We start from the raw sequence: 24,428 nt of genomic DNA on the forward strand, positions 1-24,428 counted from the left end.
GCGCCGGCTCCCACAAGTGACCGTTATTCGGCGTCGGCCAGGGCTTCGATGATCACCAGGAGCGCCTTGCGGCGCTCTTTCGGCATGCGGCTGACGAGGCCGACGAGGCGCAGCTGCTCGCGGGAATCGGCGCGGTAGAGGGCCGGGCTTTCGCGCACGCCGGTGGCGCCGCTGGGTGCGCCGCGGCCGGTGGCGAGCCACTCGAAATTGACGCCGAAACGGACGGCCATGTCGATCTGCCGTTCCAGTTCCGGAAGGCCGAGATCGCTGAGCCACTTCCTTGCCGTTTCCCGGCTGACGTCGAAAAGATCGGCCAACTGGGTGATGCGGCCGCGGCCTTTCTTCACGCCGGCCATGTCCAGCGCGACATGCAGACGTTGGGAAAAACCTCGGTTAGTAGGGGACATGACAACTCCGATCGAACGCTTGGGCGCTACTGTCCGGGTATTGTTCGATAGCGCGGAGCGGGAGCGTGACGCTTTTCCAGTTGCCAACTCGTCCAATTTGCGACTGCCTTTGATTTTACTCATCAAAGGCGGAACGAATTGACGAATTTTCTCATTTCCTCGGCCGTGCGATGTGCCAGTTCGGCAAAGTCCGAGCCTGAACCAGCGTAAAGGATCGCGCGCGACGACGAAATCATGAGGCCGGTGCCGTCGGATGTGCGTCCGTTCGCCATCACCGCGGCGACGTCACCGCCCTGGGCGCCGATACCGGGAACCAGCAGCGGCATGTCGCCCACCACGCCGCGTACGAGCCCCAGTTCTTCCGGCCAGGTGGCGCCGGTGACCAGGGCGCAATTGCCGTTGCCGTTCCATTCCCTCGCGATGGTTTCCGCGACGCGGAGGTAGAGCGGTTGGCCGCCGCAGTCGAGCGCCTGGAAGTCTTTCCCGCCCGGATTGGACGTGCGGCAGAGGAGGATCACGCCTTTGTCGGCCCGCTCCAGGAACGGCGCGATGGAGTCGTGGCCGAGGTAGGGGTTCAAGGTGACGGCGTCGGCGCCGTAGCGGTCGAACGCCTCGCTGGCGTAGTGCTTTGCCGTGGAGCCGATGTCGCCGCGTTTCGCGTCGAGGATGACCGGAATGCCCGGATGCCTGTCGTGGATATATTCGATCAGCCGTTCCAGGACGCCTTCGGCCCGCTGCGCGGCGAAGTGGGCGATCTGCGGTTTGTATGCGCAGACCTGGTCCGCGGTGGCGTCGACGATGTCGCGGCAGAAGCTGAAGATGCCCTCGGTGCCGGTGAGGCCCGCGGGCAACCGGCCGGGTTCCGGGTCCAGGCCGACGCACACGAGCGAGTCGTTGCGGCGCCAGGCGTCCTTGAGGGCGGTCATGAAGTTCATGGGTATCGTTCCTCGGCCAGGGTGATTGTGTGGGAGCCGCTTCAGCGGCGATCCCGCGGCAGCGGGCAAGGCTGCCGCGAGCACTCATCGCCGCTGAAGCGGCTCCCACAAGAGCGCGTTCCCGCTGGTTGCCGGTTTCTTAGACCAGCTTCTTGTACTTCACGCGCTTCGGGCCGGCTTCGTCGCCCAGGCGGCGCTTCTTGTCGGCTTCGTACTCGTTGTAGTTGCCGGGGAAGAACTCGACGTGCGAATCGCCTTCGAACGCGATGATGTGCGTGGCGATGCGGTCGAGGAACCAGCGGTCATGCGAGATGACCACCGCGCAGCCGGGGAATTCCAGCAGCGCGTCTTCGAGCGCGCGCAGCGTTTCGACGTCGAGGTCGTTCGACGGTTCGTCGAGCAGCAGCACGTTACCGCCCTGCAGCAGGGTTTTCGCCATGTGCAGGCGGCCACGCTCACCGCCGGACAGCTGGCCCACGATCTTCTGCTGGTCGGTGCCCTTGAAGTTGAAGCGGCCGATATAGGCACGCGACTGGATCTCGAAGTTGCCGATGGTGAGGATGTCCGACCCGCCCGACACTTCCTGCCAGACGTTGTTCTTCGGATCGAGCGCGTCGCGCGACTGGTCGACGTACGCGAGCTTGACCGTGTGGCCGAGCTTCACCTCGCCGCTGTCCGGGGTTTCCTTGCCCATGATCATCTTCATGAGCGTGGACTTGCCGGCGCCGTTCGGGCCGATCACGCCGACGATGGCACCGGGCGGGATCTTGAACGAGAGGTCTTCGATCAGCACGCGGTCGCCGAACGACTTTGTGACGTTCTTGAGCTCGATCACTTCCTGGCCCAGGCGCTCGCCCGGCGGAATGAAGATCTCGTTCGTTTCGTTACGACGCTGGTACTCGACCGAGTTGAGTTCCTCGAACCGGTTGAGACGCGCCTTGCCCTTCGACTGGCGGCCCTTCGCCGCGGAGCGCACCCATTCCAGTTCCTTCTGGATGGCCTTCTGGCGCGACTTCTCCTGCTGGGCTTCCTGCTTCAGGCGCTCGTCCTTCTGCACCAGCCACTCGGTGTAGTTGCCCTTCCAGGGGATGCCGCGGCCGCGGTCGAGTTCGAGGATCCACTCGGCGGCGTTGTCGAGGAAGTAGCGGTCATGGGTGACCGCCACCACGGTGCCCGGGTAGTCGTGCAGGAAGGTTTCCAGCCAGTCGACCGATTCGGCGTCGAGATGGTTGGTGGGCTCGTCGAGGAGGAGCATGTCGGGCTTGGACAGCAGCAGGCGGCACAGCGCCACGCGGCGCTTCTCGCCACCCGACAGCGGACCGATCTTGGCGTCCCAGGGCGGCAGGCGCAGCGCGTCGGCCGCCACTTCCAGCTGGCGTTCCAGGGCGTGGGCGTCGTTAGCCGCGAGGATGCCCTCGAGGCGCTCCTGCTCCTTCGCCAGGGCGTCGAAATCGGCGCCTTCCTCGGCGTAGGCCGCGTAGACCTCGTCCAGGCGCTTCTGGGCGTCGAGGACTTCCGACACGCCTTCCTCGACGGCTTCGCGGACGGTCTTCTCCGGATCGAGATCCGGCTCCTGCGCGAGATAGCCGATTTTGGTGCCGGGATTGGCGCGGGCTTCGCCTTGAAAGTCCTTGTCGACGCCGGCCATGATCCGCAGCACCGTGGACTTGCCCGCGCCGTTGACGCCGAGCAGGCCGATCTTGGCGCCGGGGAAGAACGACAGCGAAATGTCCTTGATGATCTGGCGCTTCGGGGGGACGATCTTGCTCACCCCGTTCATGGTGTAAATGTATTGCATGGAAGCTCCGTGGGAGGGGGCGCGACGGCGCCGTTGCGCCGGTCAGCAAACAACCGATTATAGCGTTTTCGCCTTCGGGCATCTTCCGGCCCGCCCTCCCTCGGGAACCCTCGCCTCAGCGGCCGCTGCGGGCCCGGACGTATTGCCGGATGTTCTCGTCGTTGGCCTTGGAGTAGTACCTGCACGGGGTCCACCCCCAGATGCTGTCCTTCATGTTCGTGATGCAGCCATACAGGATCCGGCGCTCGGCCTCTTCGTGGGTGGCGCCGAGGAGGTGGCCGACCTCGTGGGCAAAAATGTGATGATGAGCCCGGGTGCTGGCGATGGCGGCCCCGTCCTTTGCGAGGGCGCCGCCGACCGTGCCTTTTTCCCAGTTCGCAGCGGGCTCATCGACGATGAGCACGAATTTGGTGAGTGGCCCCGGCTGCCCTCCCTGCGATATCACATAAGCCGGTGCCCGCATGGCGACGTCTTGAATACGCCTACCGCTGTCTCCGCTGTGGTAGTCCATGTCGGTGATGCCCGGAGCCTTGGTTCGGAGCGAAACCCGCACGGGGACGCCCGGCTTGACGGTCGTCTCCATGTCCTTGAGCCACCAGTCGACATAGCGGTTCAGGAATTTTGCGGGGTCGGATATGTTCGACGTTTCGTGGAGGAATACCCATACGTTGAGCTCTTTTGGGCTCGCCGTGTCGGCGGCATGGAACAGGCTTCCCGCGCCGCGGACCATTTCTCGAGGGAGGGGCGCGTATTCACGGTCGATAAGGCCGGCCCCGGGCATCGGAAGGTCTTCCTCGTCGTCGAACGCGATGTCGAGGGACGAGCCAAGGCGCACGATGGTGCCGGGGCGGCCGTTGATCCTGGCAAGGAAAATGGCCGCCTGTTGCCCGTCCACCTCCACCTCGCTCTGCAGCTTTTCGAGCAGGGTGATGTGTTGTTGCCACCCAGCGGGGGTGGCGAGGGCGAATTCGCGGGGCAGGCCGGCGGCCGCCTGGGCGTCGAAAGCCTGCAAACGCGCATCGGACGCATGGACCGGAGGCGTAGCGAAGGAAGACAGGCCGAGCGCCAGGACGAGGGCGAGGGTCGAACGGGACAGAGTCAAGGGGGAATCCTTTCGTGTTGGGGCGGGGGCAGCCCGTGCCGACGCTACCGTGTGGCAATGGACGGCTCTGTAGGTCGTGGGCCTGGCGGCACGTAAGCCGGGAGATATCGTTGGTGGGCCGCCCGGCGCGCCGCTTTCCTGCTGACAGGGAGCGCGAGTGGCTGCAAACCCCGATGGGCGCTACACTTTCCGTCTTCCCCCACGCTCTCCACGAGGTCGAGATGTTCCCGAAGGATGCAACGATCGCCGGCTACGACGACGAACTCGCCAAGGCCATCGCCGACGAGTCCCGCCGCCAGGAAGATCACGTCGAGCTGATCGCCTCGGAGAACTACGCCAGCCCGCGCGTCATGGAGGCCCAGGGCTCCACGCTGACCAACAAGTACGCGGAAGGCTATCCGGGCAAGCGCTACTACGGCGGTTGCGAATACGTGGACGTGGCCGAGAAGCTGGCCATCTCGCGCCTCAAGAAGCTGTTCGGCGCCGACTACGCCAACGTACAGCCGCATTCCGGCTCGCAGGCGAACCAGGCCGTGTACTTCGCGCTGCTACAGCCGGGCGACACCATCCTCGGCATGAGCCTGGCGCACGGCGGCCACCTGACCCACGGCGCGAAGGTGAACCTCTCGGGCAAGATCTTCAACGCCGTGCAGTACGGCATCGATCCGGACACCGGCCTCGTCAGCTACGACGAGATCGAGAAACTCGCGCTGGAACACAAGCCGAAGATGATCGTGGCCGGATTCTCGGCCTATTCTCAGGTGCTCGACTGGGCGCGCTTCCGCGCCATCGCCGACAAGGTGGGCGCGTACCTGTTCGTGGACATGGCCCATGTCGCCGGCCTCGTCGCCGCGGGCGTGTATCCCAGCCCCATCGATCATGCCCATGTCGTCACGTCCACCACGCACAAGACCCTGCGCGGTCCCCGTGGCGGCATCATCGTCGCCAAGGGCCTGGGCGAGGAACTCGAGAAGAAGCTGCAGTCCATCGTGTTCCCCGGCATCCAGGGCGGCCCGCTGATGCATGTCATCGCGGCGAAGGCCGTGGCCTTCAAGGAAGCGCTGGAGCCGTCGTTCACCGATTACCAGAAGCAGGTGGTGAAGAACGCCAAGGCCATGGCGAAGACCTTCATCGAGCGCGGCTACAAGATCGTCTCCGGCGGTACCGAGAACCACCTCATGCTGATCGACCTGATCGGTCGCGAAGTCACGGGCAAGGACGCGGAAGCCGCGCTCGGCAAGGCGCACATCACGGTGAACAAGAACGCCGTGCCGAACGATCCGCGCTCGCCGTTCGTCACCTCGGGCCTGCGTGTCGGCACTCCGGCCATCACCACCCGCGGTTACACGGAAAAGGAAACGGTGGAGCTCACGCAGTGGATCTGCGACGTGCTCGACGCGCCGGCCGACGAAACCGTGCTCGCCGCGGTGCGCGAGAAGGTCACGGCGCAGTGCGCCCGGTTCCCGGTGTACGGTTGAGCCGACACTAGATGCATTGTCCGTTCTGCCAGCATGAAGACACGCGTGTCATCGACTCCCGTCTCACTGAAGACGGGAGCACGGTGCGCCGCCGTCGCGAATGCCCGCAGTGCGGCGAACGCTTCAATACCTTCGAAACAGCGGAACTCAAGCTCCCGTCGATCGTGAAGTCCGGCGACCGTCGGGAGCCGTTCGACGAGCACAAGCTGCGCGTGAGTTTCGAACGCGCGCTGCAGAAGCGCCCGGTGGCCAGCGACGCCGTGGACACGGCGGTCCGCGCCGTGATCAACGACCTGCGCCGCAGTGGCGAGCGCGAGGTGCCGTCGCGTCAGGTGGGCGAACTGGTGATGCGTGAGCTGAAGAAGCTCGACCAGGTGGCCTACGTGCGCTTCGCGTCCGTGTATCGTCGCTTCGAGGACGTGCATGCGTTCCGCGAGGAGATCGAAAAGCTGGAACGCGACCTGCCGTCGCTGGAAGGCCTGCAACTGCCCTTGCTCGACGCGGCAAGGCGGGGCCGCAAGCCCTGATGTCGCGGCCGTTCTTCCCGGCCATGGACCATGTCCACATGGCGCACGCGTTGCGCCTTGCGGAAAAGGGCCTCTACACCACGCAACCGAACCCTCGCGTGGGTTGCGTCATCGCGCGCGGCGAGACGGTGCTCGGTACCGGCTGGCACCAGCGTGCCGGCGAACCGCATGCCGAAGTGTTCGCATTGCGCGAGGCCGGCGAATCGGCGCGCGGCGCCACCGCCTATGTCACGCTGGAGCCGTGCGCCCATTTCGGCCGCACGCCACCGTGCGCGGATGCGTTGATCGCCGCCGGGGTAGGGCGCGTGGTGATCGCGCACGAAGACCCTTTCGACAAGGTCTCCGGCGCCGGCATCGAAAAGCTGCGTGCCGCCGGCATCGGCGTGCAGGTGGGTTTGCTGCGCGATGCCGCGCACGAGATCAATATCGGATTCTTCAGCCGCATCCAGCGCGGACGGCCATGGGTGCGCGCGAAGCTCGCCATGAGCCTGGACGGCCGTACCGCGCTGGCCGACGGGTCGTCGAAGTGGATTACCGGCGACGCCGCGCGGGCCGACGTGCAGCGCTGGCGCGCACGCGCATCGGCGATCCTCTCCGCCAGCGGCACCGTCCTCGCCGACGACCCGCACCTGACCGTACGCCTGCCCGGCGATGAACGCTTCGTGCCGCCGCTGCGCGCGATCGTCGATACCTCGTTGCGTACTCCCGCCGGTGCGAACGTGCTCGATCCGGCCGCGCCCACCGTGTTGCTGCACGCGCCGGATGCGCAGGTGCCCGCGCATCTCGCCGACGTGCCGCGGGCGGCCATCCGCCGCGACGACAACGGCGGCATCGACTTGCACGCCGCACTGCACTGGCTGGCGCAGCACGACGTGAACGAAGTGCATGTCGAAGCCGGTCCGGCGCTGTGCGGGGCCCTGCTCGCGGCCGGCCTCGTCGACGAACTGCTCGTCTACATCGCGCCGGTCCTCCTCGGCGATAGCGCGCGGCCCATGCTGCACCTCCCGCCGCTGGACGACATGGCCTCGCGCTGGAAGCTCCACACCGTCGACCGTCGCCAGGTCGGCGACGACACCCGCCTGCAATTGCGCCCCGCCTCGGTCCCAGCCAACAAGGCGGGGGATCAGTGACTGCAAAGCCGCTTGCCCATGTTCGCTGGGGCATCATCGGCTGCGGTGCCGTCACCGAAGTGAAGAGCGGCCCCGCGTTTGCGAAGGTCGAGCATTCCTCTCTCGTCGCGGTGATGCGCCGTGATGGCGAGAAAGCCCGCGACTACGCACGGCGCCACGGTGTGCCACGCTGGTATGACGATGCCGCCGCCCTTGTCGCCGACCCTGAAGTGGACGCGGTCTACGTCGCCACGCCGCCTGCCAGCCATCGCGAATACGCGCTGATGGCCATCGCCGCCGGCAAGCCCGTCTACGTCGAGAAGCCCATGGCGCTCGATCACGACGAGTGCCGCGACATCGTCGCCGCGGGTGAGGCCGCGGGCGTGCCGGTGTTCGTGGCGTACTACCGGCGCATGCTGCCGCGCTTCCGCACCATCGCAACGCTGCTGGGCGACGGCGCGATCGGCGCGCCGCGCATCGTGAACGTGCTCCTGCACCACCCGCTGGAGGATCGCTACCGGGATCCCGCGCACCTTCCCTGGACCGTGCGTCCCGACATCTCCGGCGGCGGCATCTTCGTCGACATCGGCTGCCACACGCTCGACATCCTGGATTTCCTCCTCGGGCCCATCGCCGACGCGCGGGGCATGACTACGAACCAGATGGGTGCGTACCCGGCCGAGGACACCGTGGCGACGGCCTTCCGTTTCGAAAGCGGCGTGCTCGGCACCGGCCTGTGGAACTTCGGCGCGGACCGGCGCGAGGATCGCGTGGAAATCGTCGGCGACCGTGGGCGCCTGGTATTCGCCACCTTCGGCGACGGGCCCATCGTCCTGGAAGCCGGCGATCGCCGCGAAGACATCCACATCGCCAATCCGGAACATATCCAGCAACCCCTCATCGAAACGATCGTGGCCGAGCTGACGGGCAGGGGCACCTGCCCCTCCACCGCACGCACCGGTGCCCGCACGAGCTGGGTGATGGACCAGGTGCTCGACGCCTCCCCTGTGGGAGCCGGCTAAGCCGGCGATCCGCGGCAGCGGGCAACCTTGCCGCGAGCCCCCAATCGCCGCTGAAGCGGCTCCCACATGGTATTCTCGGCATACCGGTTTCCTCGGAGCCGGCCTTCCACAGCGTCTTCAGGGCGGGGCGAAACTCCCCACCGGCGGTGGGTTCCCGCGAGGGAACGAGCCCGCGAGCGCTCCCGGCCACGCCGGGAGGTCAGCAGATCCGGTCAGATGCCGGAGCCGACGGTCACAGTCCGGATGAAAGAAGACGGCACTCGTTCGCTCCCGCAGTGGGCGCGGAGATGCCATGCCTTGGGGCGTTTTTCGCTCACCATTGCGGGAAACGACCATGAAAAACACATTCCGGACGGCACCGGGCCAGGGAGGCCACTGACATGTTCACCGGCATCATCCAGTCGGTCGGCCGTATCGCACGGCTCGAACCCCGTGGCGGCGACGTCCGCCTCACCGTCGACACCTCCGGCCTCGACATGGCCGACGTCGCCCTGGGCGACAGCATCGCCGTCTCCGGTGTCTGCCTCACCGTGATCGCCTTCGACGCCGCCAGCTTCGCCGCCGACGTCTCCAACGAAACGCTTTCCCATACCACGCTCGGCAAGCACAAGCCCGGCGACCCGGTGAACCTCGAGAAGGCGCTCCGTCTCGCCGACCGCCTCGGCGGTCACCTCGTCTCCGGCCATGTCGACGGCACCGGAAAAGTGGTTTCCGTCGTGCCCGACGGCCGCTCGCTGCGCTGGACCTTTGAAGTGCCGGCCGATCTGTCGCGTTACATCGCCCACAAGGGTTCGGTCTGCATCGACGGCACCAGCCTCACGGTGAACGAGGTCAACGGCCATCGCTTCGGAGTGAACCTTATCCCGCATACGGTGGAACACACGGCATTCTCGGCGCGCCGACCCGGCGACGCCGTGAACATCGAGGTGGACGTCGTGGCCCGCTACGTCGAACGCCTTCTTGCCAGCGGCGACGGCCCGCGCCTCGACGAGGCGTTCCTGAAGCAGCACGGTTTCGCCTGAGAGGACAAGGGAACATGGCATTCAATACGATCCCCGAGATCCTCGAGGACCTCCGCAACGGGCGGATGGTGGTGATCCTCGACGACGAGGACCGCGAGAACGAAGGCGACATCGTCATGGCCGCCGAGAAGGTGCGCCCGGAAGACGTCAACTTCATGGTTCGCGAGGCGCGCGGGCTGCTGTGCCTCACGCTCACCGAGCAGCGTACGCGCCAGCTCGGGCTGAAGCCGATGGTCAGCGACAACAATTCGCCCTTCCACACGAACTTCACCGTGTCCATCGAGGCCGCCGAGGGCGTCACCACCGGCATCTCCGCACACGACCGCGCACGGACCGTCCAGGTCGCCGTGGCGAAGAACGCCGGGCCGGGCGACATCACCATGCCCGGACATGTGTTTCCGCTCACGGCCCAGCCAGGCGGTGTGCTCACCCGCGCGGGACACACGGAGGCCGGTTGCGACCTCGCGGCGCTGGCCGGCCTGGAGCCCGCGTCGGTGCTGATCGAGATCCTGCACGATGACGGCTCGATGGCGCGCCGGCCCGAGCTAGAGACATTCGCCGCGAAACACGGCCTGAAGATCGGCACCATCGCCGACTTGATCCGCTATCGCCTGGAGACGGAGAAAACCGTCGAGCGCGTGCACGAGGAAGACGTCGATACCGAGTTCGGACGCTATCGCCTCGTGGCATTTCGTGATGCGATCCGGCAGGGGCTGCACTTCGCACTGGTGCGCGGCGACGTCGCCAACGGCGAGCCGGTGCTCACACGCGTGCATGTGCGCAACACGCTTTCCGACGTGCTGCACCTGCGGCGCGACGACCTCGGACAGACCGTGACCGACGCGTTGCGCCGTATCGACGCGGAAGATCGCGGCGTGCTCGTCGTGCTGTCCGGCGGCGACACGCCCGAGGCGCTGCTGGCCCGGCTCAAACGAGACGCGGTCCCCATGCCCGCGCCCAAGGATGACCAGGAGTGGCGCCAGCTCGGTTTGGGCGCGCAGATCCTGGCCGATCTCGGCGTCGCCCGCCTGCGCGTGATGGGTACGCCACGCAAGTTCGTCGGCATCGCGGGCTTCGGTCTCGAAGTGGTCGAACAGGCTGGTTAGCCCGTATCCGATGCCCAGTCACGAGAATCCCGCGAATCCGTCCATGTCCACCCGCTACGACATCCGCCTGATCGCCCCCTCCGGTTATCCGCACGCTCCCGAAGCCATGCAGCGCGGCATCGCGCGGCTGGAGGAAGCGGGGCATCGCGTGGACGGCAAGGACGTGCTCGACCGACGCGTGTTGCGCTTCGCCGGCACGGACGAACAGCGCGCGGCCGACATCAATGCCCTGGCCGATCCGGCGCGTCCACTGCCCGACATCGCCTTGGCGGTGCGTGGGGGATACGGGGCGCATCCGCTCCTGCCCATGCTCGACTACGAGGGGCTGGGGGCACGACTGCGCGGGGCGCCGGTGGCCCTGGTGGGACATAGCGACTTCACGGCAGTGCAGTGCGCCCTGCTCGCGAAGGCCGGCATCGTGACGTACGGCGGCCCGATGCTTGGCGCCGATTTCGGCGCCGCGGAACTCGACCCGCTCACCTGGGAACACTTCTGGCGCACGTTGGCCAGTGAGGAAGGCGAGGCCGGCTGGGGCGCGGACGGTCCGGCAGATCTTGCCCTCGACGGTCCGCTCTGGGGCGGCAACCTGGCCATGCTCGCCAGCCTGGTGGGTTCCGAGTATTTCCCTCGTATCGAAGGCGGCCTGCTCTTTATCGAGGACGTCGCCGAGCCGCCCTACCGCGTGGAACGCATGCTGTACCACCTGCTCCATGCCGGCGTCCTCGGCGTCCAGAAGGCGCTCCTCGTCGGCGACTTCAGCGGCTACCGCACGGCGGCCTATGACAACGGCTACGACCTGGACGTGGCGCTGGACCGCATCGCCACGGCCGCGGGTATCTCCGTTGTTCGTGGCTTGCCGTTCGGACACGGGCCGGCGAAGTTCACGCTGCCTTTCGGCGCGCCCGCCCGCCTCGACGTCGCGTCCGGCCGCGCCACCCTTCGTTTCAGCGGCCACCCACGGCCGAAAACCCCGTAAAATGTCCGGCCGCGCGGCGGCCGATCCGCCACAGGACTTTCCGAGCATGAAGATCATCGAAGGCGATTTCGCCACTCCCAAGGGCCGCTTCGCCATCGTCGCGAGCCGCTTCAACGCGTTCGTCGTCGAGTCGCTGGTGGAAGGCGCGCGCGACACGCTGCGTCGCCACGGTGTCGCCGCGGACGCGATCGACCTCATCCGGGTGCCGGGTGCGTGGGAAATCCCGCAGGTGGCCCACAAGGTCGCGGGTTCCGGCGCCTACGCCGCCGTCATCGGCCTCGGCGCGGTCATCCGCGGCTCCACGCCGCACTTCGACTATGTGGCCGGCGAAGCCGCCAAGGGCCTCGGCCAGGCCGCGTATGCGTCCGGCGTGCCCGTGTGCTTCGGCGTGCTCACCACCGACAGCATCGAACAGGCCATCGAGCGCTCGGGCACCAAGGCCGGCAACAAGGGTGCCGACGCCGCCATGGTCGCCATCGAGATGGCCAACCTCTACACGAAGCTCGACCGATGAATACACCTCCGCACGGCATCGACCTGGCCGCGCGCTCGCGCGCGCGCCGTCGCGCACTCCAGGCGCTGTACGCGTGGCAGGTGGGCGGTAGCAAGATGGCCAGCGTCATCGAGCAGTTCCGTCACGAGCAAGACATGGAAGTGGCCGACCTCGAGTATTTCGAGGACATCCTGCGTGGCGTGGAGCAGCACGTGAAGGAACTCGACGACGGCATCAAACCCTTCGTCGATCGCGAAGTGGCGCAGATCGATCCCATCGAACGCGCGGCCCTGCGCATGGGCGCGTACGAACTGAAATACCGCCCCGACGTTCCCTACCGCGTGGTGATCAACGAAGCCGTGGAAGCCACGAAGCGGTTCGGTGCCGACCATGGGCACAGCTATGTGAACGGCGTTCTCGACAAACTCGCGACACATTGGCGTACGGCCGAAAAGCGATCCTGAGGAAAACCCGCTTCCCTGGGCCATGGCTCTCTCTTCCGAAGGGAAACGCATGGAATTCGATCTGATCGAACGGATCCGCCGGCACACTGAAGCGAACCGTGACGACGTCGTCGAAGGCATCGGCGACGACGCCGCCGTCGTCGCCGTACCGGCTGGCCGCGAACTCGCCATCGCCGTCGATACGCTCGTGGAAGGCGTGCATTTTCCGGTGGGTACCGCCCCCGCCGATATCGGCTGGAAGGCGCTCGCCGTCAATCTTTCCGACCTCGCGGCCATGGGCGCCACGCCGGCATGGGCGCTGCTTGCGCTCACCACGCCGGACGGCGACGAATCATTCTTCGACGGGTTGGCGCGCGGCTTCGCCGAACTCGCCACACCCTACCGCCTCGCATTGATCGGCGGCGACACCACGCGCGGCCCGCTGACCGTGACCGTGGTGGTGCACGGATTCTCTGCGCCGGGCGAGGCGTTGCTGCGCTCCGGCGCCAGGGTAGGCGACATAGTGATGGTCACCGGCACGCTCGGCGACGCCGCGGCGGGACTTCGCTGCCTCGCCGAACCGGACCCCTCGCCTTATGGCGCGCTGGTGGAGCGGTTGAACCGGCCTACGCCGCGCGTCTCCGCCGGCCAGGCGCTGCGTGGTATCGCCACCGCCTGCATCGATGTCTCCGACGGCCTCGTTGCCGACCTGGGGCACATCTGCGCCGCGAGCGGCGTGGGCGCCGATATCGAGGCCGCCATGCTGCCGCGCTCGTCCGCGTTGCTCACGCACTTCGCTGAAGCCGACGCGCTGGACTTCGCCCTCGGTGGCGGCGACGACTACGAACTCTGTTTCACCGTGCCCGCGGACCGCGCGGCCGAGGTGGGCACCACGCTCTCACGCCTCGGGTGCGGTGCCGCACGCATCGGCCGCATCGTCGAAGGTGCGGGCGTGCGCGTGCTCGACGAGCACGGCCATGTGCACGAGCCCACGCGGGCGGGCTGGAACCACTTCGCCGCATGAGCACGAAATACGTCCTCGATCCCTCGGATCGCCGCCGTCTGCTCGCGTCGCCCGCCGGCTGGCTGGCGTGCGGGTTCGGTTCCGGCCTGACACCCAAGGCGCAAGGCACCTTCGGATCGCTGGTGGCGTTGCTCCCCTGGTTGTTGCTGCGCGACCTGTCCGTGCCCGCGTGGCTCGGCATCGTGGTCGTGGCCTTCGCCATCGGCGTGTGGGCGTGCGAGGTGTCCGGCCGCATCCTCGGTGTGGCCGACCACCGCAGCATCGTCTGGGATGAATTCGTCGGCCAGTGGATCGCCTTGCTGCCGGCCTTGGTCGCGCCGTGGTGGGCCGTCCTCTGCGGCTTCCTGCTGTTCCGCCTGTTCGACGTGTGGAAGCCATGGCCGATCGGCTGGTTCGACCGTCGCGTGAAAGGCGGCTTCGGCGTGATGCTGGACGACGTCATCGCAGGCATCGTCGCCGCCGTCGCGCTCTTCCTGATCCTCCACGCGTCACTCGGGTGATTCCCATGGAATATCGCCGTCTCGGTTCCACCGGCCTCAAGGTTTCCGCGCTTTCCTACGGCGCCTGGGTCACCTTCGGCCGCCAGGTGGACCGCTCCGCCGCCCGCGAACTCATCGCATTGGCGTACGACCGCGGCATCAATTTCTTCGACAACGCCGAAACGTACAACGCCGGCGAAGCCGAACGCCTGATGGGCGACGTGATCGCCGACCTGCGCCTTCCGCGCGACGCCTATTGCGTGTCCAGCAAGGTGTATTTCGGCGCCACCGAACACCCGCGGCCCACGCAGCGCGGACTGTCGCGCAAGCATGTCTTCGATGCGTGCCACCAGGCACTCGAACGCCTGCGCGTCGACTACCTCGACCTGTACTTCTGCCACCGGCCCGACCCCGATACACCGGTGGAAGAAACGGTGCTGGCGATGGACACGCTCGTCCGCCAGGGCAAGGTGCTGTACTGGGGCACGAGCGAATGGCCCGCGGAAACGATCGAGGAAGCGCATCGCGTCGCGCGGGAGCGGAACCTCGTTGCGCCGTCGATGGAACAGCCGCAGTACAACCTGCTGCACCGTGAGCGCGTGGAACGGGAATACGCCGCGCTGTACGAGCGTTACGGCATGGGCACGACGATCTGGTCGCCGCTCGCGTCGGGCCTGCTCACCGGCAAGTACAACGACGGCGTGCCGGACGATTCGCGCCTGGGGCAGCCCGGCAATGCATGGCTGCGCGATGCCTTGTTCGAGAACGATGGCGCACGCCTGAAGACGGTGCGGGCACTTTCCCCCATCGCCGCCGACCTGGGCATTCCGATGTCGCGTCTGGCCCTGGCCTGGTGCCTGAAGAACCCGAACGTATCGACGGTGATCCTCGGTGCGAGCAAGGTCGCGCAGTTGGAGGAAAACCTGAAGGCACTGGATGCGGTGCCGCTGTTGAACGACGAAACGATGCACCGCATCGCCGCGGTACTGACCTGACGCCGCTTTGTGTGGGAGCCGGCTATGCCGGCGATCCTGCGGCAGCGGGCCTATCGCCGCTGAAGCGGCTCCCACAGGTGTGGGAATCCCAAGTCGCTTTACACGTCGCCGTATAGCGCCTGTAGTGCCGCGATGGCGGCGAGGCCCGCGGTTTCCGTACGAAGAATCCGCGGCCCCAGCTTCAACCCCGTGAATCCGGAGGCCGCGAGCGCCGCGCGGTCGCGTTCGCCGAAACCGCCTTCGGGGCCGATGGCGAGGATGGCCGCGTCGCGGAGCGCGAGTTCGCCCGGGCGTTTCGTGCCTTCCGGCAACAGCGCGAGGCGCATCGGGCCGCCTTCGCCCAGCGAGGCCAGCCATGCGGAGAGCGGAACGGCCGGGTCGATGCGGGGAACGAGCGCCCGTCCGGATTGTTCGCACGCGCTGGCGGCTACCGCGCGCCAATGCGCGAGGCGTTTTTCCGCGCGTGCTGCGTCCAGTTTGACTTCCGACCGCTCCGTGGTGATCGGCACGATGCGTGCGATGCCCAGTTCGGTGGCTTTCTGCACGATCAGGTCCATCTTCTCGCCGCGCGCCACGCCCTGGGCGAGCGTCAGCGACAGCGGGGATTCGTTGTCCGGCGCGCGGCCCGCGCCGACGGACGCCACCACTTCCCGTTTGCCCACGCCGACGAGCGTGGCTTCGTATTCGAGGCCGTCTTCACCGGAGAACAGGACGACCGGTGCGCCGACCTCGAGCCGCAGCACGCGCGCCACGTGTTCCCCGGCCTGGGCGGGCAGCACGACATCGGTGCCGCTGGCGAGGGGGGAGTCGACGTGGATGCGGATGGTGCGCATGGATGTGGCTCGTGTCACGGAAGTCGCATTGTAGCCGGGGGCCGGGGCGGCTATCGTCTTTCCCTCGACCGCTGGAGCCTCGCGCATGCCGATCGTCTGGTACTTCGACTTCGTCTCCATGTTTTCGTGGTTGCAGTGGCCGGCGGTACGCGAGCTGGCGGCGCAGCGCGAGGTCTCGCTGCGCCCGATCCTGTTCGGGGCCCTCTTGAAGCAGATGGACCACCGCGGGCCGGCCGAGATTCCGCGGAAGCGGGAATTCTCTTATCGCTACGCGCAGTGGCGCGCCCGCAAGGCAGGCATTCCTCTGCGCTTTCCGCCGGCGCATCCGTTCAATCCGCTGCCCGCGTTGCGGCTGTGCATCGCCGCGGGTACGACGGTAGACGCCGTGGGCGCGATCTTCGAATGGATCTGGGCGCACGGCCGTACCGCCGACACACCGGATGCGCTCGAGCCGCTGGCCGCTTCGCTCGGCATCGCCGACTTTCGCTCCGCGCTGGGCTCGCCGGCGGTGAAAGCCGAATTGCAGGCCAATTTCGAGCAGGCGATGCGCCAGCAGGTGTTCGGCGTACCGACACTCGCTATCGGTGACGAGTTGTTCTGGGGCGCCGACGCACATGCATTCGCCATGGATTACCTGGCAGACCCTGGCCTGTTCACCGAGGGCGAGATGGCCCGTCTGGGTGAACTGCCGGTGGGTATTTCGCGCTTCTAGGCCACGGCCTTCGCGATGCCGGCCATTGCGGTGTCGACCATGAAATCGATCTCCGCCTCCGTCACCACGTAGGGCGGCATGAAATACACGATGTTGCCCAGCGGCCGCAGCAGCGCGCCGTGCTCCAGGCCGTGCCGGTACACGCGCAGGCCGCGGCGGTCGGCGGCGGGGAAGGGCGTGCGGGTGGCCTTGTCGGCCACCAGTTCGATGGCGGCGATCATCCCCGTCTGGCGCACGTCGGCGACGTGTGGGTGGTCCACCAGCGGCGCGATGCGGGCGGCCATGTGCGCGGCCAGGGCGCGGTTGCGTTCGAGTACCGGGTCGTCGCGGAAGATCTTCAGCGTGGCGGTGGCGGCGCGGCAGGCGAGGGGATTGCCGGTGTAGCTGTGCGAGTGCAGGAAGGCCTTGCCGGAGGCGTACTCGGCGTAGAACGCGGCGTAGACGTCCTGCGTGGTGAGCACGGCCGAAAGCGGAAGGAACCCGCCGGTCAGTCCTTTGGAAAGGCACATGAAGTCGGGCGAGATGCCCGCCTGCTCGCAGGCGAACAAGGTGCCGGTGCGGCCGAAGCCCACGGCGATTTCGTCGGCGATGAGGTGCACGTCGAATTCATCGCACAGGGCGCGCAGGCCCGTGAGGTACGACGCGTCGTACATGCGCATGCCGCCGGCGCATTGCACCAACGGTTCGACGATGACGGCACAGGTTTCGTGCGCGTGCCGTTCGAGGATCGCACGCATCTCGCCGAGACGGCGCGCCGCGACGTCCTTTGGCGACTCGCCCGGTTCGCCCTCGTACGTGTCGGGCGACGGCGCCAGTTCAGGCGTGAGGAGCAGGGGCGCGTAGGTCTTGCGGTACAGCGCCACGTCGCTGACGGAGAGCGCGCCCAGCGTCTCCCCGTGGTAGCTGCCGGTCAGGGCGATGAAGCGGGTCTTCTCGCCGCGGCCACGGTTGAGCCAGTAGTGGAAGCTCATCTTCAGCGCGACCTCGATGGCCGCGGAGCCATTGTCGGCCAGGAACGCGCGCTCGAGCCCTGGCGGTGTGATGCGGACCAGTTCCTCCGCCAGTTCGAGCGCCGGTGCGTGCGTGAATCCCGCGAAGATCACATGTTCGAGGGTATCGAGCTGGTCCTTCAGGGCCGCCCCGATGCGCGGTTCCGCGTGGCCGAAGAGGTTGGTCCACCAGGAACTGACGGCGTCGAGATAGCGCTTGCCGTCGGCGCCTACCAGCCATGCCCCTTCGCCGCGCACGACGGGTACCATGGGCAAGGTCTCGTGGTCGTGCATCTGCGTGCACGGGTGCCAGAGGACGGAGAGGTCGCGGGCGACCAGCGTGTCGACTGCCGTCGAGGCGAAAAGGGCATCGGTCATCCGCCCATGATATCCCTAGCATCCTTAGGAACGAGGTGATGGTTTGAAGTGGTTCCGTTGGATCGTCCTGGCCGTGGCCCTGCTGGTCGCCGCCGCGGGCCTGTTCTACTGGTTCCTCCCGGCGTCCGTGGCCGTGCCCCTGCTGGCCCGGCGCGCGCATGGCCTGGTGTTCGACGGGCTGTCGGGCACCTTGTGGGACGGACGTGCCGCCCGCGTGGCGCTGGCCGATGGGCGCGAACTCGGCACCGCCACGTGGCGTCTCGGCAGGAACGCGATCCTCGGCCGCACGGACCTCGACGTCCACCTCGACGGCCGTGCCGGGCGGTTCGACGGCCACGTGGAAAAAAGCGGGGACGATCGCATGACCTTGACCGGCGTGTCGTTCCGCCTCGACGCCGACGCCATTGCCGGCATGATGTCGCCCCCGGACCTCGTGCCCTCCGGTGTCGTCGAGGGGCGCATTCCCCGCGCGGAATTGCAAGGCAACTGGCCGATGACGCTGGAAGCCGCCATGACCTGGAAAAAGGCCGCGTTGCGAACGGCCGAGGGCTACATCGGCCTTGGCACCATCGCGATGGATGCCGCCAGCGCGGGTGGCGTGCTGCACGCCACGTTGCGCGACGACGGCGAGGGCTCGCTCGCGGTGAACGCGGTGCTGGCCGCGTCGCCACTCGGCTGGCGCATGGACGGCATGCTCAAGCCACGCGTGCCCGACAGCGCGGTCTCCCATCTCATCGCACGTTTCGGCCCGGTGGGCCGCGACGGCTCCGTCAACCTGCAACGCAAGGCGGGGCTCGCTCCCCGGACAGGCCCATGACCGAGATCCTCGACAAGGCGCTGGGCGCCGCCCGCGACGCGGCCGGCGCGGCGGCGGAGATCATCCTCCATTACTGGCGCGCGGGCGTGGACGTGATCGTGAAAGGTGACGATACGCCGGTGACCGTGGCGGACCGCGAGGCGGAGCTCGCCATCCGCGGCATCCTCGCGCAGGCGCTGCCGGAAGCGGGCATCTACGGCGAGGAATACGGTGCCGACGACACGTCGCGCGAGTACCTCTGGCTCGTGGATCCGCTGGACGGCACCAAGAGCTTCGTGCGCGGCACGCCGTTCTTCTCCACGCAGATCGCCCTCATGCATCGCGGCGAACTGGTGCTCGGCGTTTCGTCGGCACCCGTATACGACGAACGCATGTGGGCGGTGCGCGGACGCGGCGCCTTCCTCGACGGCCAGCTCGTGCGTGTGGCGGACACGGTGGCGATGCGCGATGCGTCGATTTCCACGGGCAACGTGAAGAGCCTCACGATGGACGCACGCTGGCATGCGCTGGGCGGCATGATCCGCGACAGCAACCGCATTCGCGGGTATGGCGACTTCTGCCATTACCACCTGTTGGCGCGCGGCGGCATCGACCTCGTGATCGAGTCGGACGTGAACATCCTCGACGTGGCCGCGCTCGCAGTCATCGTGCGCGAGGCGGGCGGTGTGTTCACCGACCTGGAGGGCCGCCCGCCCGGCCTGGACTTGCGCAGCGTGCTGGCCGGCACGCCGGCCATTCACGCCGAGGCGCTGGCCCGCCTGGCCCCTGGCGCTACAATCGGGCGATGAACAAACGGCCCACGATCCTCGCGACACGCGAAGTGTCCGACAGTCCCTTCCGCCACGTGGAGGAAGTGGACCTCGAATTCTCCAACGGCGAACGCCGCACCTACCAGCGCGTGAAGGGCGGCGGCTTCGGTGCCGTGCTCATCGTGGCGATGCGCGATCCGGAAACCGTGCTGCTCGTGCGCGAATACGGCGTGGGCGTCGACCGCTACGAACTGGGCGTGCCCAAGGGCCGGCTGGACAGCGACGAAACCGCAGAGCAGGGCGCGAACCGCGAGCTCAAGGAAGAGGTGGGATACGGCGCACGCAAGCTGAAGATCCTCGGCACGCTCTCGCTGTCGCCGTCGTACATGACCCACCTCGCGCACGTGGTGCTGGCGGAGGACCTTTATCCGGAACGCCTCCAGGGCGACGAACCCGAGGAACTGGAAGTGGTGCCCTGGCGCATGGACAAGCTGCATGAGCTGCTGGCCCGCGACGACGTCACCGAGGGCCGTTCCATCGCGGCGCTCTTCATGGCCCGCGAGTACCTCGCCGGCCGTTACCATCCGGCGTGACGCCCTCGCCCGTGCACTGGCTCGACCCGGTCTGCGCCGTTGCGCGGCGCGCGGCTGATGCCATCCTGGCGATCTACGCCAAGGATTTCGACGTGGTCTGCAAGGACGACGATTCGCCGGTCACCGCCGCTGACCTGGCCGCCCAGCGCGTCATCCAGGAAGGCCTGCACGCGCTTGCGCCGGCCATTCCCATGATCTCCGAGGAAGCCGCCGCGGCGCCCTGGTCCGAACGGCGCACCTGGCGGCGGTACTGGCTGGTCGACCCGCTGGACGGCACGCGCGAGTTCGTGAAGCGCAACGGCGAGTTCACGGTGAACATTTCCCTGGTCGAAGACCATCGCAGCGTACTTGGCGTGGTGCTCGCGCCCGTCACGGGCGACCTTTACGCCGCGGCGGCAGGGACGGGCGCATGGCGGCAGCGTACGCCGGACGCGGCGCGCGAACGGCTCGTCACGCGACGGGCCGACGGCTTGCTGATGGTCACGGGCAGCCGCTCGCACGGCACGGGGCGTACGGCGGCCTTGCTGGACCGACTAGGCGAGCATGAAACGTTCGCCCTCGGCTCGTCCCTGAAATTCTGTGTCATCGCGCGCGGCGACGCCGACATCTATCTCCGCCTGGGTGCCACCTCCGAATGGGACACGGCCGCGGCGCAATGCGTGCTGGAAGAAGCCGGGGGCGCCGTGCTCGATCTGGCGGGCCGCCCGTTCCGTTACAACACGCGCGACTCGCTCATCAATCCCGAATTCATCGCCTGCGGCGACCCGAACATCGACTGGGCCGCGCGGCTGGTCGATCCCGAGGAAGGTGCATGACGCGCCAGGTGGAGGAACTCATCGCGATCATGGCGCGGCTGCGCGATCCGGAGAACGGATGCCCGTGGGACGTGCGGCAGACCTTCGTCACCATCGCGCCGTACACGATCGAGGAAGCCTACGAGGTCGCCGATGCCATCGATCGCGGCGACATGCACGACCTTCGCGACGAGCTGGGCGATCTGTTGCTGCAGGTGGTCTTCCACGCGCGCATGGCCGAAGAGGCCGGGCAGTTCGCGTTCGGCGACGTGGTGGCCTCGATCTGCGACAAGATGCTGCGCCGGCATCCGCATGTGTTCGCGGACGTGACGCATGCGACCGACGCGGAACGATCGCGCGACTGGGATCGCCTGAAGGCCGACGAGCGTGCGGCGAGGGGTTCGGCGGACGGCAGCGCGCTCGCTGGCATCTCGCGCGGGCTGCCGGAATGGCAGCGTGCGGTGAAGCTCCAGAAGCGTGCGGCGAACGTGGGGTTCGACTGGCCGGATCATCGGCCGGTGCTGGACAAGCTGGCGGAAGAACTCGAGGAAGTGCGGCACGAGTTCGAGCACGGAGCCGACGAGGAACGCCTGGCCGACGAGATCGGCGACGTGCTCTTCGTCGCGGCTAACCTGGCGCGGCATGCGAAGGTGGACGTGTCGCGTGCGCTGCGCGGGGCGAACGCGAAATTCGAGCGGCGCTTCCGGGCGATGGAGGCCATCGCGGCGTCGGAAGGGCGGGAGTTGTCTTCGTATTCGCTGGAAGAGCAGGAAGCGCTCTGGACCCGCGTGAAGCGCGAGGGAACCTGAATCGCCATCGCCGCTGAAGCGGCTCCCACAGGGCCTGCGCGATAGCCATCGCCGCTGAAGCGGCTCCTACATGGCCTGCGCAGGTCTTGTGTGGGAGCCGCTTCAGCGGCGAAAGGCGGGGCCTTATTTCGCCGCGGCGCGGTCCTGCATCCGCTGCTTGAACGCCTGCATTTCCTCATGACGCTTCTGGTCCTGCGCGAGGCTCTCGTCGAGGCTCTTGCGCATGGTGGCGATGGCGGCGTCCACGTTCTGCGGCTGCATCTGCGCACGCGCGAGGTGGCGGTACGCGTAATCGCGAACCATCGGGTTCTGCGACTTCGCCAGCACTTCGTTGTACAGCGCCGGCAGTTCCTTCGCGCGGCCATTCATCACGTACAGGCGCTCGAGGGCGCGCAGGTCGCCGATGACGCCGGCATTGCGCATGCCGCCACGGCCGTGGCCCCAGCCGCCGTGCTCGCCGTGGCCCTGGTCGCGGTCGCCGCGGTTCCACTTCATGCCCCGATGGTCGCGGGCCTGGCTGGACTGGGCTTGGTCTGTCGGGGCAGCGGGAGCCTTGGGCGAGGCATCCTGCGCGAACGCGAAGGCGGCCGAGCCGGCAAGGAGGAGGGAAGCGGCACTGGCGAGGAGGGTCTTGCGTTGCATAGGGTGGTCTCCGGGTGGGTGTTGCACGGGGAAAAACGTGCTGCCCCGGCGGCGGTTGACGGGCCCGTTGCCGTGCGGTCAGCTTCGCGTGAAGACGCCGCTGCAACCTTTTGGCCCCGGCCCGCATCCATGGCGGGTCACCGCTGTCAAACGAAGGGAAATCCCATGCGCAAATTGCTCCTCGCTTCGCTGCTCCTGCTGCCCGCCGCGGCCATGGCCGACGATGCCCAGTGCAAGTTCCACGCGGACCGCAACCTCGACCTCGACCTCAAGGGCGTGCGCGACATCCGTTTCGTCACCAATTCCTACGACCTGCTCGTTTCCGGCGGCGCCGCCGCGGGCAAGGGCACGGTGCGCGGCAAGGCGTGCGCCTCCGACCAGGAAACCGTGGACAACCTCGTGGTCACCCAGGCACGTGACGGCGACACCCTCGTCGTTGAGCTGAAGGACAAGCGCGAGCATGGCTGGTTCGGCGGCTGGGGCAACCATTACAGCGACCTGAAGGTCGAAGCCACGATTCCCGCCGACATTCCCGTGAAGCTCAACGTCGGTTCCGGCGACGCCAAGGCGCGCAACCTGGCCTCGCTCGACACCGAGGTGGGCTCGGGCGACCTGGAAGCGCACGGCATCAAGGGTGCCGTGCGCGGCACGGTGGGTTCGGGCGACCTGAAGCTCGAAGACACCGGCGAGGTGGACATCGACTCCATCGGCTCCGGCGATTTCAGCTCGAAGCGCGCGGCCAGGGTGCGCATCGGCACCATCGGTTCGGGCGACGCGAAGATCGAAGGCACCCAGGGCAACGTGCAGGTCGGCACCATCGGCTCTGGCGACCTCGACGTGAACGACGTGCGCGGCGACCTGACGGTGCGCTCGGTCGGCAGCGGCGACATCAACCAGCACGGCGTCAGTGGCAAGGTGGACATCCCGCGCGACAAGGATTGATCCTTCGCGAACGGGGGCCACGCGTGACGGTATGATCCCGCCTTCGCCTGCGGGATCTCCTTGATGACGTGGTTACCCGACTCGCTGCGCCAGTTGCGTCGCGACATTCTCTTCCTCGTGTTGCTGGTGGTGGCGATCGCCTTCGCGATCGCCATGCCGTCCCGCTTGCCGCAGTGGCCGGGGCTGGTCGACTGGCCGACCATCGCGGCGTTGGCCGGCTTGCTCCTACTCACCAAGGCGGTGGAATCCAGCGGCGCCCTCGATGTCGCGGGACGCTGGCTCATCGACCGCACGGCGACGCGCCGCTTGGCGGCGCTCGGCCTCGTGGCGTCGGCGGCAGTGCTGTCCATGCTGCTGACCAACGACGTGGCATTGTTCGTGGTGGTGCCGCTGACCTTGCGCATGTGCCGCATCGCGCGCATGCCAGCCACGCGTCTCGTGGTATTCGAGGCGCTTGCGGTGAACGCCGGCTCGATGCTCACACCCATCGGCAATCCGCAGAACCTGTTCCTCTGGCAGCAGTGGAACAACGGTTTCGGCGGCTTCGTGTGGGCCATGTTGCCGCTGGCCGGCACGGCGCTGGCAATGCTGCTCGTTCTCACCGCGCTCGCTTTCCCTTCGGATTCCCTGGAAGTGCACGAGCGTGCCGACGAGCGTGTGGACCGCACGATGCTCGTCGTGGCCGCGGTGCTCTACGCGCCCTTCATCCTTGCCGCCGACCTGGGCCATGCGGCATGGGGGCTTCTCGGTGTCACCGTCATCTTCCTGGTGCTCCGCCGCCGCGTGGTGGCGAGCATCGACTGGGGGCTGTTGCTCACCTTCGTGCTGATGTTCGTCGACCTGCGGTTGCTGGCGGGCACGGGAACGGTGAAGGGCTTCATCGCCGGGCTGGGCCTGAACGAGCCGTCGCATCTCTACGCCACCGGCGCGCTGGCTTCGCAGGCGGTGAGCAACGTGCCCGCGGCCATCCTGCTGGCGGAGTACTCGCACGACTGGCGGACCATCGCCTATGGCGTGAACGTGGGCGGGTTCGGCTTCGTACTGGGTTCGCTGGCGAACCTCATTGCGCTGCGCTTGCTGGGCGAGCGCAAGGCATGGGGCACGTTCCACCTGTGGTCCGTGCCGTTCTTCCTGGCGGCCGGCCTGTTGGGCTGGCTGCTGCTCTGAACTGTGGGAGCCGCTTCAGCGGCGATGGGTGCTCGCAGCCAGCCCGCTGCCGCGGGATCGCCGGCATAGCCGGCTCCCACACATCTA

General features: G+C 67.5%; 27 protein-coding genes and 1 riboswitch. Of the genes, 20 read left to right on the plus strand and 7 right to left on the minus strand.

Features of this window, described 5'->3' with window-relative positions:
* Nucleotides 1–23: 23 nt before the first annotated feature.
* The 4 genes from ACPYOD_RS07965 to ACPYOD_RS07980 form a co-directional block, all read right to left on the minus strand.
* The gene (locus ACPYOD_RS07965; RefSeq protein ID WP_167021949.1) at nt 24–407 is read right to left on the minus strand and encodes a DNA-binding protein; all 384 of its coding nucleotides are present in this window, start codon (nt 405–407) and stop codon (nt 24–26) included.
* 122 nt (nt 408–529) lie between these two features.
* Entirely contained in the window at nt 530–1,342 is an 813-nt protein-coding gene (gene pyrF / locus ACPYOD_RS07970) for an orotidine-5'-phosphate decarboxylase (RefSeq protein ID WP_481301203.1), read from the minus strand.
* Nucleotides 1,343–1,481: 139 nt separating this feature from the next.
* A complete protein-coding gene (gene ettA / locus ACPYOD_RS07975) occupies nt 1,482–3,140 on the minus strand; it encodes an energy-dependent translational throttle protein EttA (protein ID WP_481301204.1) in 1,659 nt (552 codons plus the stop codon).
* Between the two features lie 115 nt (nt 3,141–3,255).
* Entirely contained in the window at nt 3,256–4,152 is an 897-nt protein-coding gene (locus ACPYOD_RS07980) for a hypothetical protein (protein WP_481301205.1), read from the minus strand.
* Between the two features lie 311 nt (nt 4,153–4,463).
* On the opposite strand from ACPYOD_RS07980, the gene glyA reads away from it, so the two are divergent.
* The 12 genes from glyA (at nt 4,464) to ACPYOD_RS08040 (ending at nt 14,916) form a co-directional block, all read left to right on the plus strand.
* The gene (glyA, locus tag ACPYOD_RS07985; protein ID WP_481301206.1) at nt 4,464–5,720 is read left to right on the plus strand and encodes a serine hydroxymethyltransferase; all 1,257 of its coding nucleotides are present in this window, start codon (nt 4,464–4,466) and stop codon (nt 5,718–5,720) included.
* Between the two features lie 11 nt (nt 5,721–5,731).
* Nucleotides 5,732–6,247 carry a transcriptional regulator NrdR gene (nrdR, locus tag ACPYOD_RS07990; protein WP_481301207.1) on the plus strand — a complete coding sequence of 172 codons (516 nt, stop codon included), beginning with the start codon at nt 5,732–5,734 and terminating at the stop codon, nt 6,245–6,247.
* A gap of 38 nt (nt 6,248–6,285) precedes the next feature.
* Entirely contained in the window at nt 6,286–7,377 is a 1,092-nt protein-coding gene (ribD, locus tag ACPYOD_RS07995; RefSeq protein WP_481301253.1) for a bifunctional diaminohydroxyphosphoribosylaminopyrimidine deaminase/5-amino-6-(5-phosphoribosylamino)uracil reductase RibD, read from the plus strand.
* Nucleotides 7,374–8,378 (plus strand): Gfo/Idh/MocA family protein, encoded by a 1,005-nt coding sequence (locus ACPYOD_RS08000; protein WP_481301208.1) that lies wholly within the window; start codon nt 7,374–7,376, stop codon nt 8,376–8,378. The genes ribD and ACPYOD_RS08000 overlap by 4 nt, the downstream gene beginning before the upstream one ends.
* Before the next feature lie 109 nt (nt 8,379–8,487).
* A riboswitch (FMN riboswitch) is annotated at nt 8,488–8,637 on the plus strand.
* A gap of 121 nt (nt 8,638–8,758) precedes the next feature.
* A complete protein-coding gene (locus ACPYOD_RS08005) occupies nt 8,759–9,400 on the plus strand; it encodes a riboflavin synthase (protein WP_481301209.1) in 642 nt (213 codons plus the stop codon).
* Nucleotides 9,401–9,414: 14 nt separating this feature from the next.
* Nucleotides 9,415–10,506: a bifunctional 3,4-dihydroxy-2-butanone-4-phosphate synthase/GTP cyclohydrolase II gene (gene ribBA / locus ACPYOD_RS08010; protein WP_481301210.1), complete on the plus strand. Its 1,092-nt coding sequence runs from the start codon at nt 9,415–9,417 to the stop codon at nt 10,504–10,506.
* A 43-nt stretch (nt 10,507–10,549) separates the two neighbouring features.
* Nucleotides 10,550–11,482 (plus strand): muramoyltetrapeptide carboxypeptidase, encoded by a 933-nt coding sequence (ldcA, locus tag ACPYOD_RS08015; RefSeq protein WP_481301211.1) that lies wholly within the window; start codon nt 10,550–10,552, stop codon nt 11,480–11,482.
* Nucleotides 11,483–11,528: 46 nt separating this feature from the next.
* A complete protein-coding gene (ribH, locus tag ACPYOD_RS08020; protein WP_481301212.1) occupies nt 11,529–11,996 on the plus strand; it encodes a 6,7-dimethyl-8-ribityllumazine synthase in 468 nt (155 codons plus the stop codon).
* Nucleotides 11,993–12,439: a transcription antitermination factor NusB gene (gene nusB, locus ACPYOD_RS08025; RefSeq protein WP_481301213.1), complete on the plus strand. Its 447-nt coding sequence runs from the start codon at nt 11,993–11,995 to the stop codon at nt 12,437–12,439. The genes ribH and nusB overlap by 4 nt, the downstream gene beginning before the upstream one ends.
* A 49-nt stretch (nt 12,440–12,488) precedes the next feature.
* Entirely contained in the window at nt 12,489–13,442 is a 954-nt protein-coding gene (gene thiL / locus ACPYOD_RS08030) for a thiamine-phosphate kinase (protein WP_481301214.1), read from the plus strand.
* The gene (locus ACPYOD_RS08035; protein ID WP_481301215.1) at nt 13,439–13,942 is read left to right on the plus strand and encodes a phosphatidylglycerophosphatase A family protein; all 504 of its coding nucleotides are present in this window, start codon (nt 13,439–13,441) and stop codon (nt 13,940–13,942) included. The genes thiL and ACPYOD_RS08035 overlap by 4 nt, the downstream gene beginning before the upstream one ends.
* Before the next feature lie 5 nt (nt 13,943–13,947).
* A complete protein-coding gene (locus ACPYOD_RS08040; protein WP_481301216.1) occupies nt 13,948–14,916 on the plus strand; it encodes a potassium channel beta subunit family protein in 969 nt (322 codons plus the stop codon).
* A 98-nt stretch (nt 14,917–15,014) separates the two neighbouring features.
* On the opposite strand, the gene ACPYOD_RS08045 is transcribed toward ACPYOD_RS08040, so the two are convergent.
* A complete protein-coding gene (locus ACPYOD_RS08045; RefSeq protein WP_481301217.1) occupies nt 15,015–15,749 on the minus strand; it encodes a 16S rRNA (uracil(1498)-N(3))-methyltransferase in 735 nt (244 codons plus the stop codon).
* Nucleotides 15,750–15,834: 85 nt separating this feature from the next.
* Between ACPYOD_RS08045 and ACPYOD_RS08050 the strand changes: the two genes are divergently transcribed.
* The gene (locus tag ACPYOD_RS08050; RefSeq protein ID WP_481301218.1) at nt 15,835–16,461 is read left to right on the plus strand and encodes a DsbA family protein; all 627 of its coding nucleotides are present in this window, start codon (nt 15,835–15,837) and stop codon (nt 16,459–16,461) included.
* Here ACPYOD_RS08050 and ACPYOD_RS08055 read toward each other — a convergent pair.
* The gene (locus tag ACPYOD_RS08055) at nt 16,458–17,828 is read right to left on the minus strand and encodes an adenosylmethionine--8-amino-7-oxononanoate transaminase (RefSeq protein WP_481301219.1); all 1,371 of its coding nucleotides are present in this window, start codon (nt 17,826–17,828) and stop codon (nt 16,458–16,460) included. The two genes, ACPYOD_RS08050 and ACPYOD_RS08055, sit on opposite strands and share 4 nt — an antisense overlap.
* Before the next feature lie 43 nt (nt 17,829–17,871).
* Between ACPYOD_RS08055 and gspN the strand changes: the two genes are divergently transcribed.
* Genes gspN through mazG form a run of 5 tightly spaced genes read left to right on the plus strand, consistent with a single transcriptional unit; the run spans nt 17,872 to nt 21,590 of the window.
* On the plus strand, nt 17,872–18,645 hold the full coding sequence (gene gspN, locus ACPYOD_RS08060; protein ID WP_481301220.1) for a type II secretion system protein N: 774 nt from the start codon (nt 17,872–17,874) through the stop codon (nt 18,643–18,645).
* On the plus strand, nt 18,642–19,433 hold the full coding sequence (locus tag ACPYOD_RS08065; RefSeq protein ID WP_481301221.1) for an inositol monophosphatase family protein: 792 nt from the start codon (nt 18,642–18,644) through the stop codon (nt 19,431–19,433). The genes gspN and ACPYOD_RS08065 overlap by 4 nt, the downstream gene beginning before the upstream one ends.
* A complete protein-coding gene (gene nudE, locus ACPYOD_RS08070; protein WP_481301222.1) occupies nt 19,430–19,987 on the plus strand; it encodes an ADP compounds hydrolase NudE in 558 nt (185 codons plus the stop codon). Before ACPYOD_RS08065 ends, nudE begins: the two co-directional genes overlap by 4 nt.
* Nucleotides 19,984–20,802 (plus strand): 3'(2'),5'-bisphosphate nucleotidase CysQ, encoded by an 819-nt coding sequence (gene cysQ / locus ACPYOD_RS08075; RefSeq protein ID WP_481301223.1) that lies wholly within the window; start codon nt 19,984–19,986, stop codon nt 20,800–20,802. The genes nudE and cysQ overlap by 4 nt, the downstream gene beginning before the upstream one ends.
* Nucleotides 20,799–21,590: a nucleoside triphosphate pyrophosphohydrolase gene (mazG, locus tag ACPYOD_RS08080; protein WP_481301224.1), complete on the plus strand. Its 792-nt coding sequence runs from the start codon at nt 20,799–20,801 to the stop codon at nt 21,588–21,590. Before cysQ ends, mazG begins: the two co-directional genes overlap by 4 nt.
* 123 nt (nt 21,591–21,713) lie before the next feature.
* On the opposite strand, the gene ACPYOD_RS08085 is transcribed toward mazG, so the two are convergent.
* Nucleotides 21,714–22,232: a hypothetical protein gene (locus tag ACPYOD_RS08085; protein ID WP_481301225.1), complete on the minus strand. Its 519-nt coding sequence runs from the start codon at nt 22,230–22,232 to the stop codon at nt 21,714–21,716.
* A 165-nt stretch (nt 22,233–22,397) separates the two neighbouring features.
* Here ACPYOD_RS08085 and ACPYOD_RS08090 point away from each other — a divergent pair, with 165 nt between their 5' ends.
* On the plus strand, nt 22,398–23,174 hold the full coding sequence (locus tag ACPYOD_RS08090) for a DUF4097 family beta strand repeat-containing protein (RefSeq protein ID WP_481301226.1): 777 nt from the start codon (nt 22,398–22,400) through the stop codon (nt 23,172–23,174).
* Between the two features lie 63 nt (nt 23,175–23,237).
* Nucleotides 23,238–24,341: an SLC13 family permease gene (locus ACPYOD_RS08095; RefSeq protein WP_481301227.1), complete on the plus strand. Its 1,104-nt coding sequence runs from the start codon at nt 23,238–23,240 to the stop codon at nt 24,339–24,341.
* The last annotated feature ends 87 nt before the right edge of the window (nt 24,342–24,428 follow it).

The sequence above is a fragment of the Luteibacter sp. HAY1-4A genome (assembly GCF_056755355.1).

Excerpts from the sequence above, each read along its gene's own strand:
- ACPYOD_RS08065 (WP_481301221.1), top strand. The coding sequence starts at position 18,642 with ATGACCGAGATCCTCGACAAGGCGCTGGGCGCCGCCCGCGACGCGGCC.
- nrdR (WP_481301207.1), top strand. The coding sequence starts at position 5,732 with ATGCATTGTCCGTTCTGCCAGCATGAAGACACGCGTGTCATCGACTCC.
- ACPYOD_RS08040 (WP_481301216.1), top strand. The coding sequence starts at position 13,948 with ATGGAATATCGCCGTCTCGGTTCCACCGGCCTCAAGGTTTCCGCGCTT.
- ribH (WP_481301212.1), top strand. The coding sequence starts at position 11,529 with ATGAAGATCATCGAAGGCGATTTCGCCACTCCCAAGGGCCGCTTCGCC.
- ACPYOD_RS07965 (WP_167021949.1), bottom strand. The coding sequence starts at position 407 with ATGTCCCCTACTAACCGAGGTTTTTCCCAACGTCTGCATGTCGCGCTG.
- ACPYOD_RS08095 (WP_481301227.1), top strand. The coding sequence starts at position 23,238 with ATGACGTGGTTACCCGACTCGCTGCGCCAGTTGCGTCGCGACATTCTC.
- ACPYOD_RS08005 (WP_481301209.1), top strand. The coding sequence starts at position 8,759 with ATGTTCACCGGCATCATCCAGTCGGTCGGCCGTATCGCACGGCTCGAA.
- ettA (WP_481301204.1), bottom strand. The coding sequence starts at position 3,140 with ATGCAATACATTTACACCATGAACGGGGTGAGCAAGATCGTCCCCCCG.
- ribBA (WP_481301210.1), top strand. The coding sequence starts at position 9,415 with ATGGCATTCAATACGATCCCCGAGATCCTCGAGGACCTCCGCAACGGG.
- ACPYOD_RS08045 (WP_481301217.1), bottom strand. The coding sequence starts at position 15,749 with ATGCGCACCATCCGCATCCACGTCGACTCCCCCCTCGCCAGCGGCACC.
- ACPYOD_RS08085 (WP_481301225.1), bottom strand. The coding sequence starts at position 22,232 with ATGCAACGCAAGACCCTCCTCGCCAGTGCCGCTTCCCTCCTCCTTGCC.
- ACPYOD_RS08050 (WP_481301218.1), top strand. The coding sequence starts at position 15,835 with ATGCCGATCGTCTGGTACTTCGACTTCGTCTCCATGTTTTCGTGGTTG.
- nusB (WP_481301213.1), top strand. The coding sequence starts at position 11,993 with ATGAATACACCTCCGCACGGCATCGACCTGGCCGCGCGCTCGCGCGCG.
- thiL (WP_481301214.1), top strand. The coding sequence starts at position 12,489 with ATGGAATTCGATCTGATCGAACGGATCCGCCGGCACACTGAAGCGAAC.
- ribD (WP_481301253.1), top strand. The coding sequence starts at position 6,286 with ATGGCGCACGCGTTGCGCCTTGCGGAAAAGGGCCTCTACACCACGCAA.
- pyrF (WP_481301203.1), bottom strand. The coding sequence starts at position 1,342 with ATGAACTTCATGACCGCCCTCAAGGACGCCTGGCGCCGCAACGACTCG.
- glyA (WP_481301206.1), top strand. The coding sequence starts at position 4,464 with ATGTTCCCGAAGGATGCAACGATCGCCGGCTACGACGACGAACTCGCC.
- ACPYOD_RS08035 (WP_481301215.1), top strand. The coding sequence starts at position 13,439 with ATGAGCACGAAATACGTCCTCGATCCCTCGGATCGCCGCCGTCTGCTC.
- mazG (WP_481301224.1), top strand. The coding sequence starts at position 20,799 with ATGACGCGCCAGGTGGAGGAACTCATCGCGATCATGGCGCGGCTGCGC.
- ldcA (WP_481301211.1), top strand. The coding sequence starts at position 10,550 with ATGTCCACCCGCTACGACATCCGCCTGATCGCCCCCTCCGGTTATCCG.
- ACPYOD_RS08055 (WP_481301219.1), bottom strand. The coding sequence starts at position 17,828 with ATGACCGATGCCCTTTTCGCCTCGACGGCAGTCGACACGCTGGTCGCC.
- nudE (WP_481301222.1), top strand. The coding sequence starts at position 19,430 with ATGAACAAACGGCCCACGATCCTCGCGACACGCGAAGTGTCCGACAGT.
- ACPYOD_RS08090 (WP_481301226.1), top strand. The coding sequence starts at position 22,398 with ATGCGCAAATTGCTCCTCGCTTCGCTGCTCCTGCTGCCCGCCGCGGCC.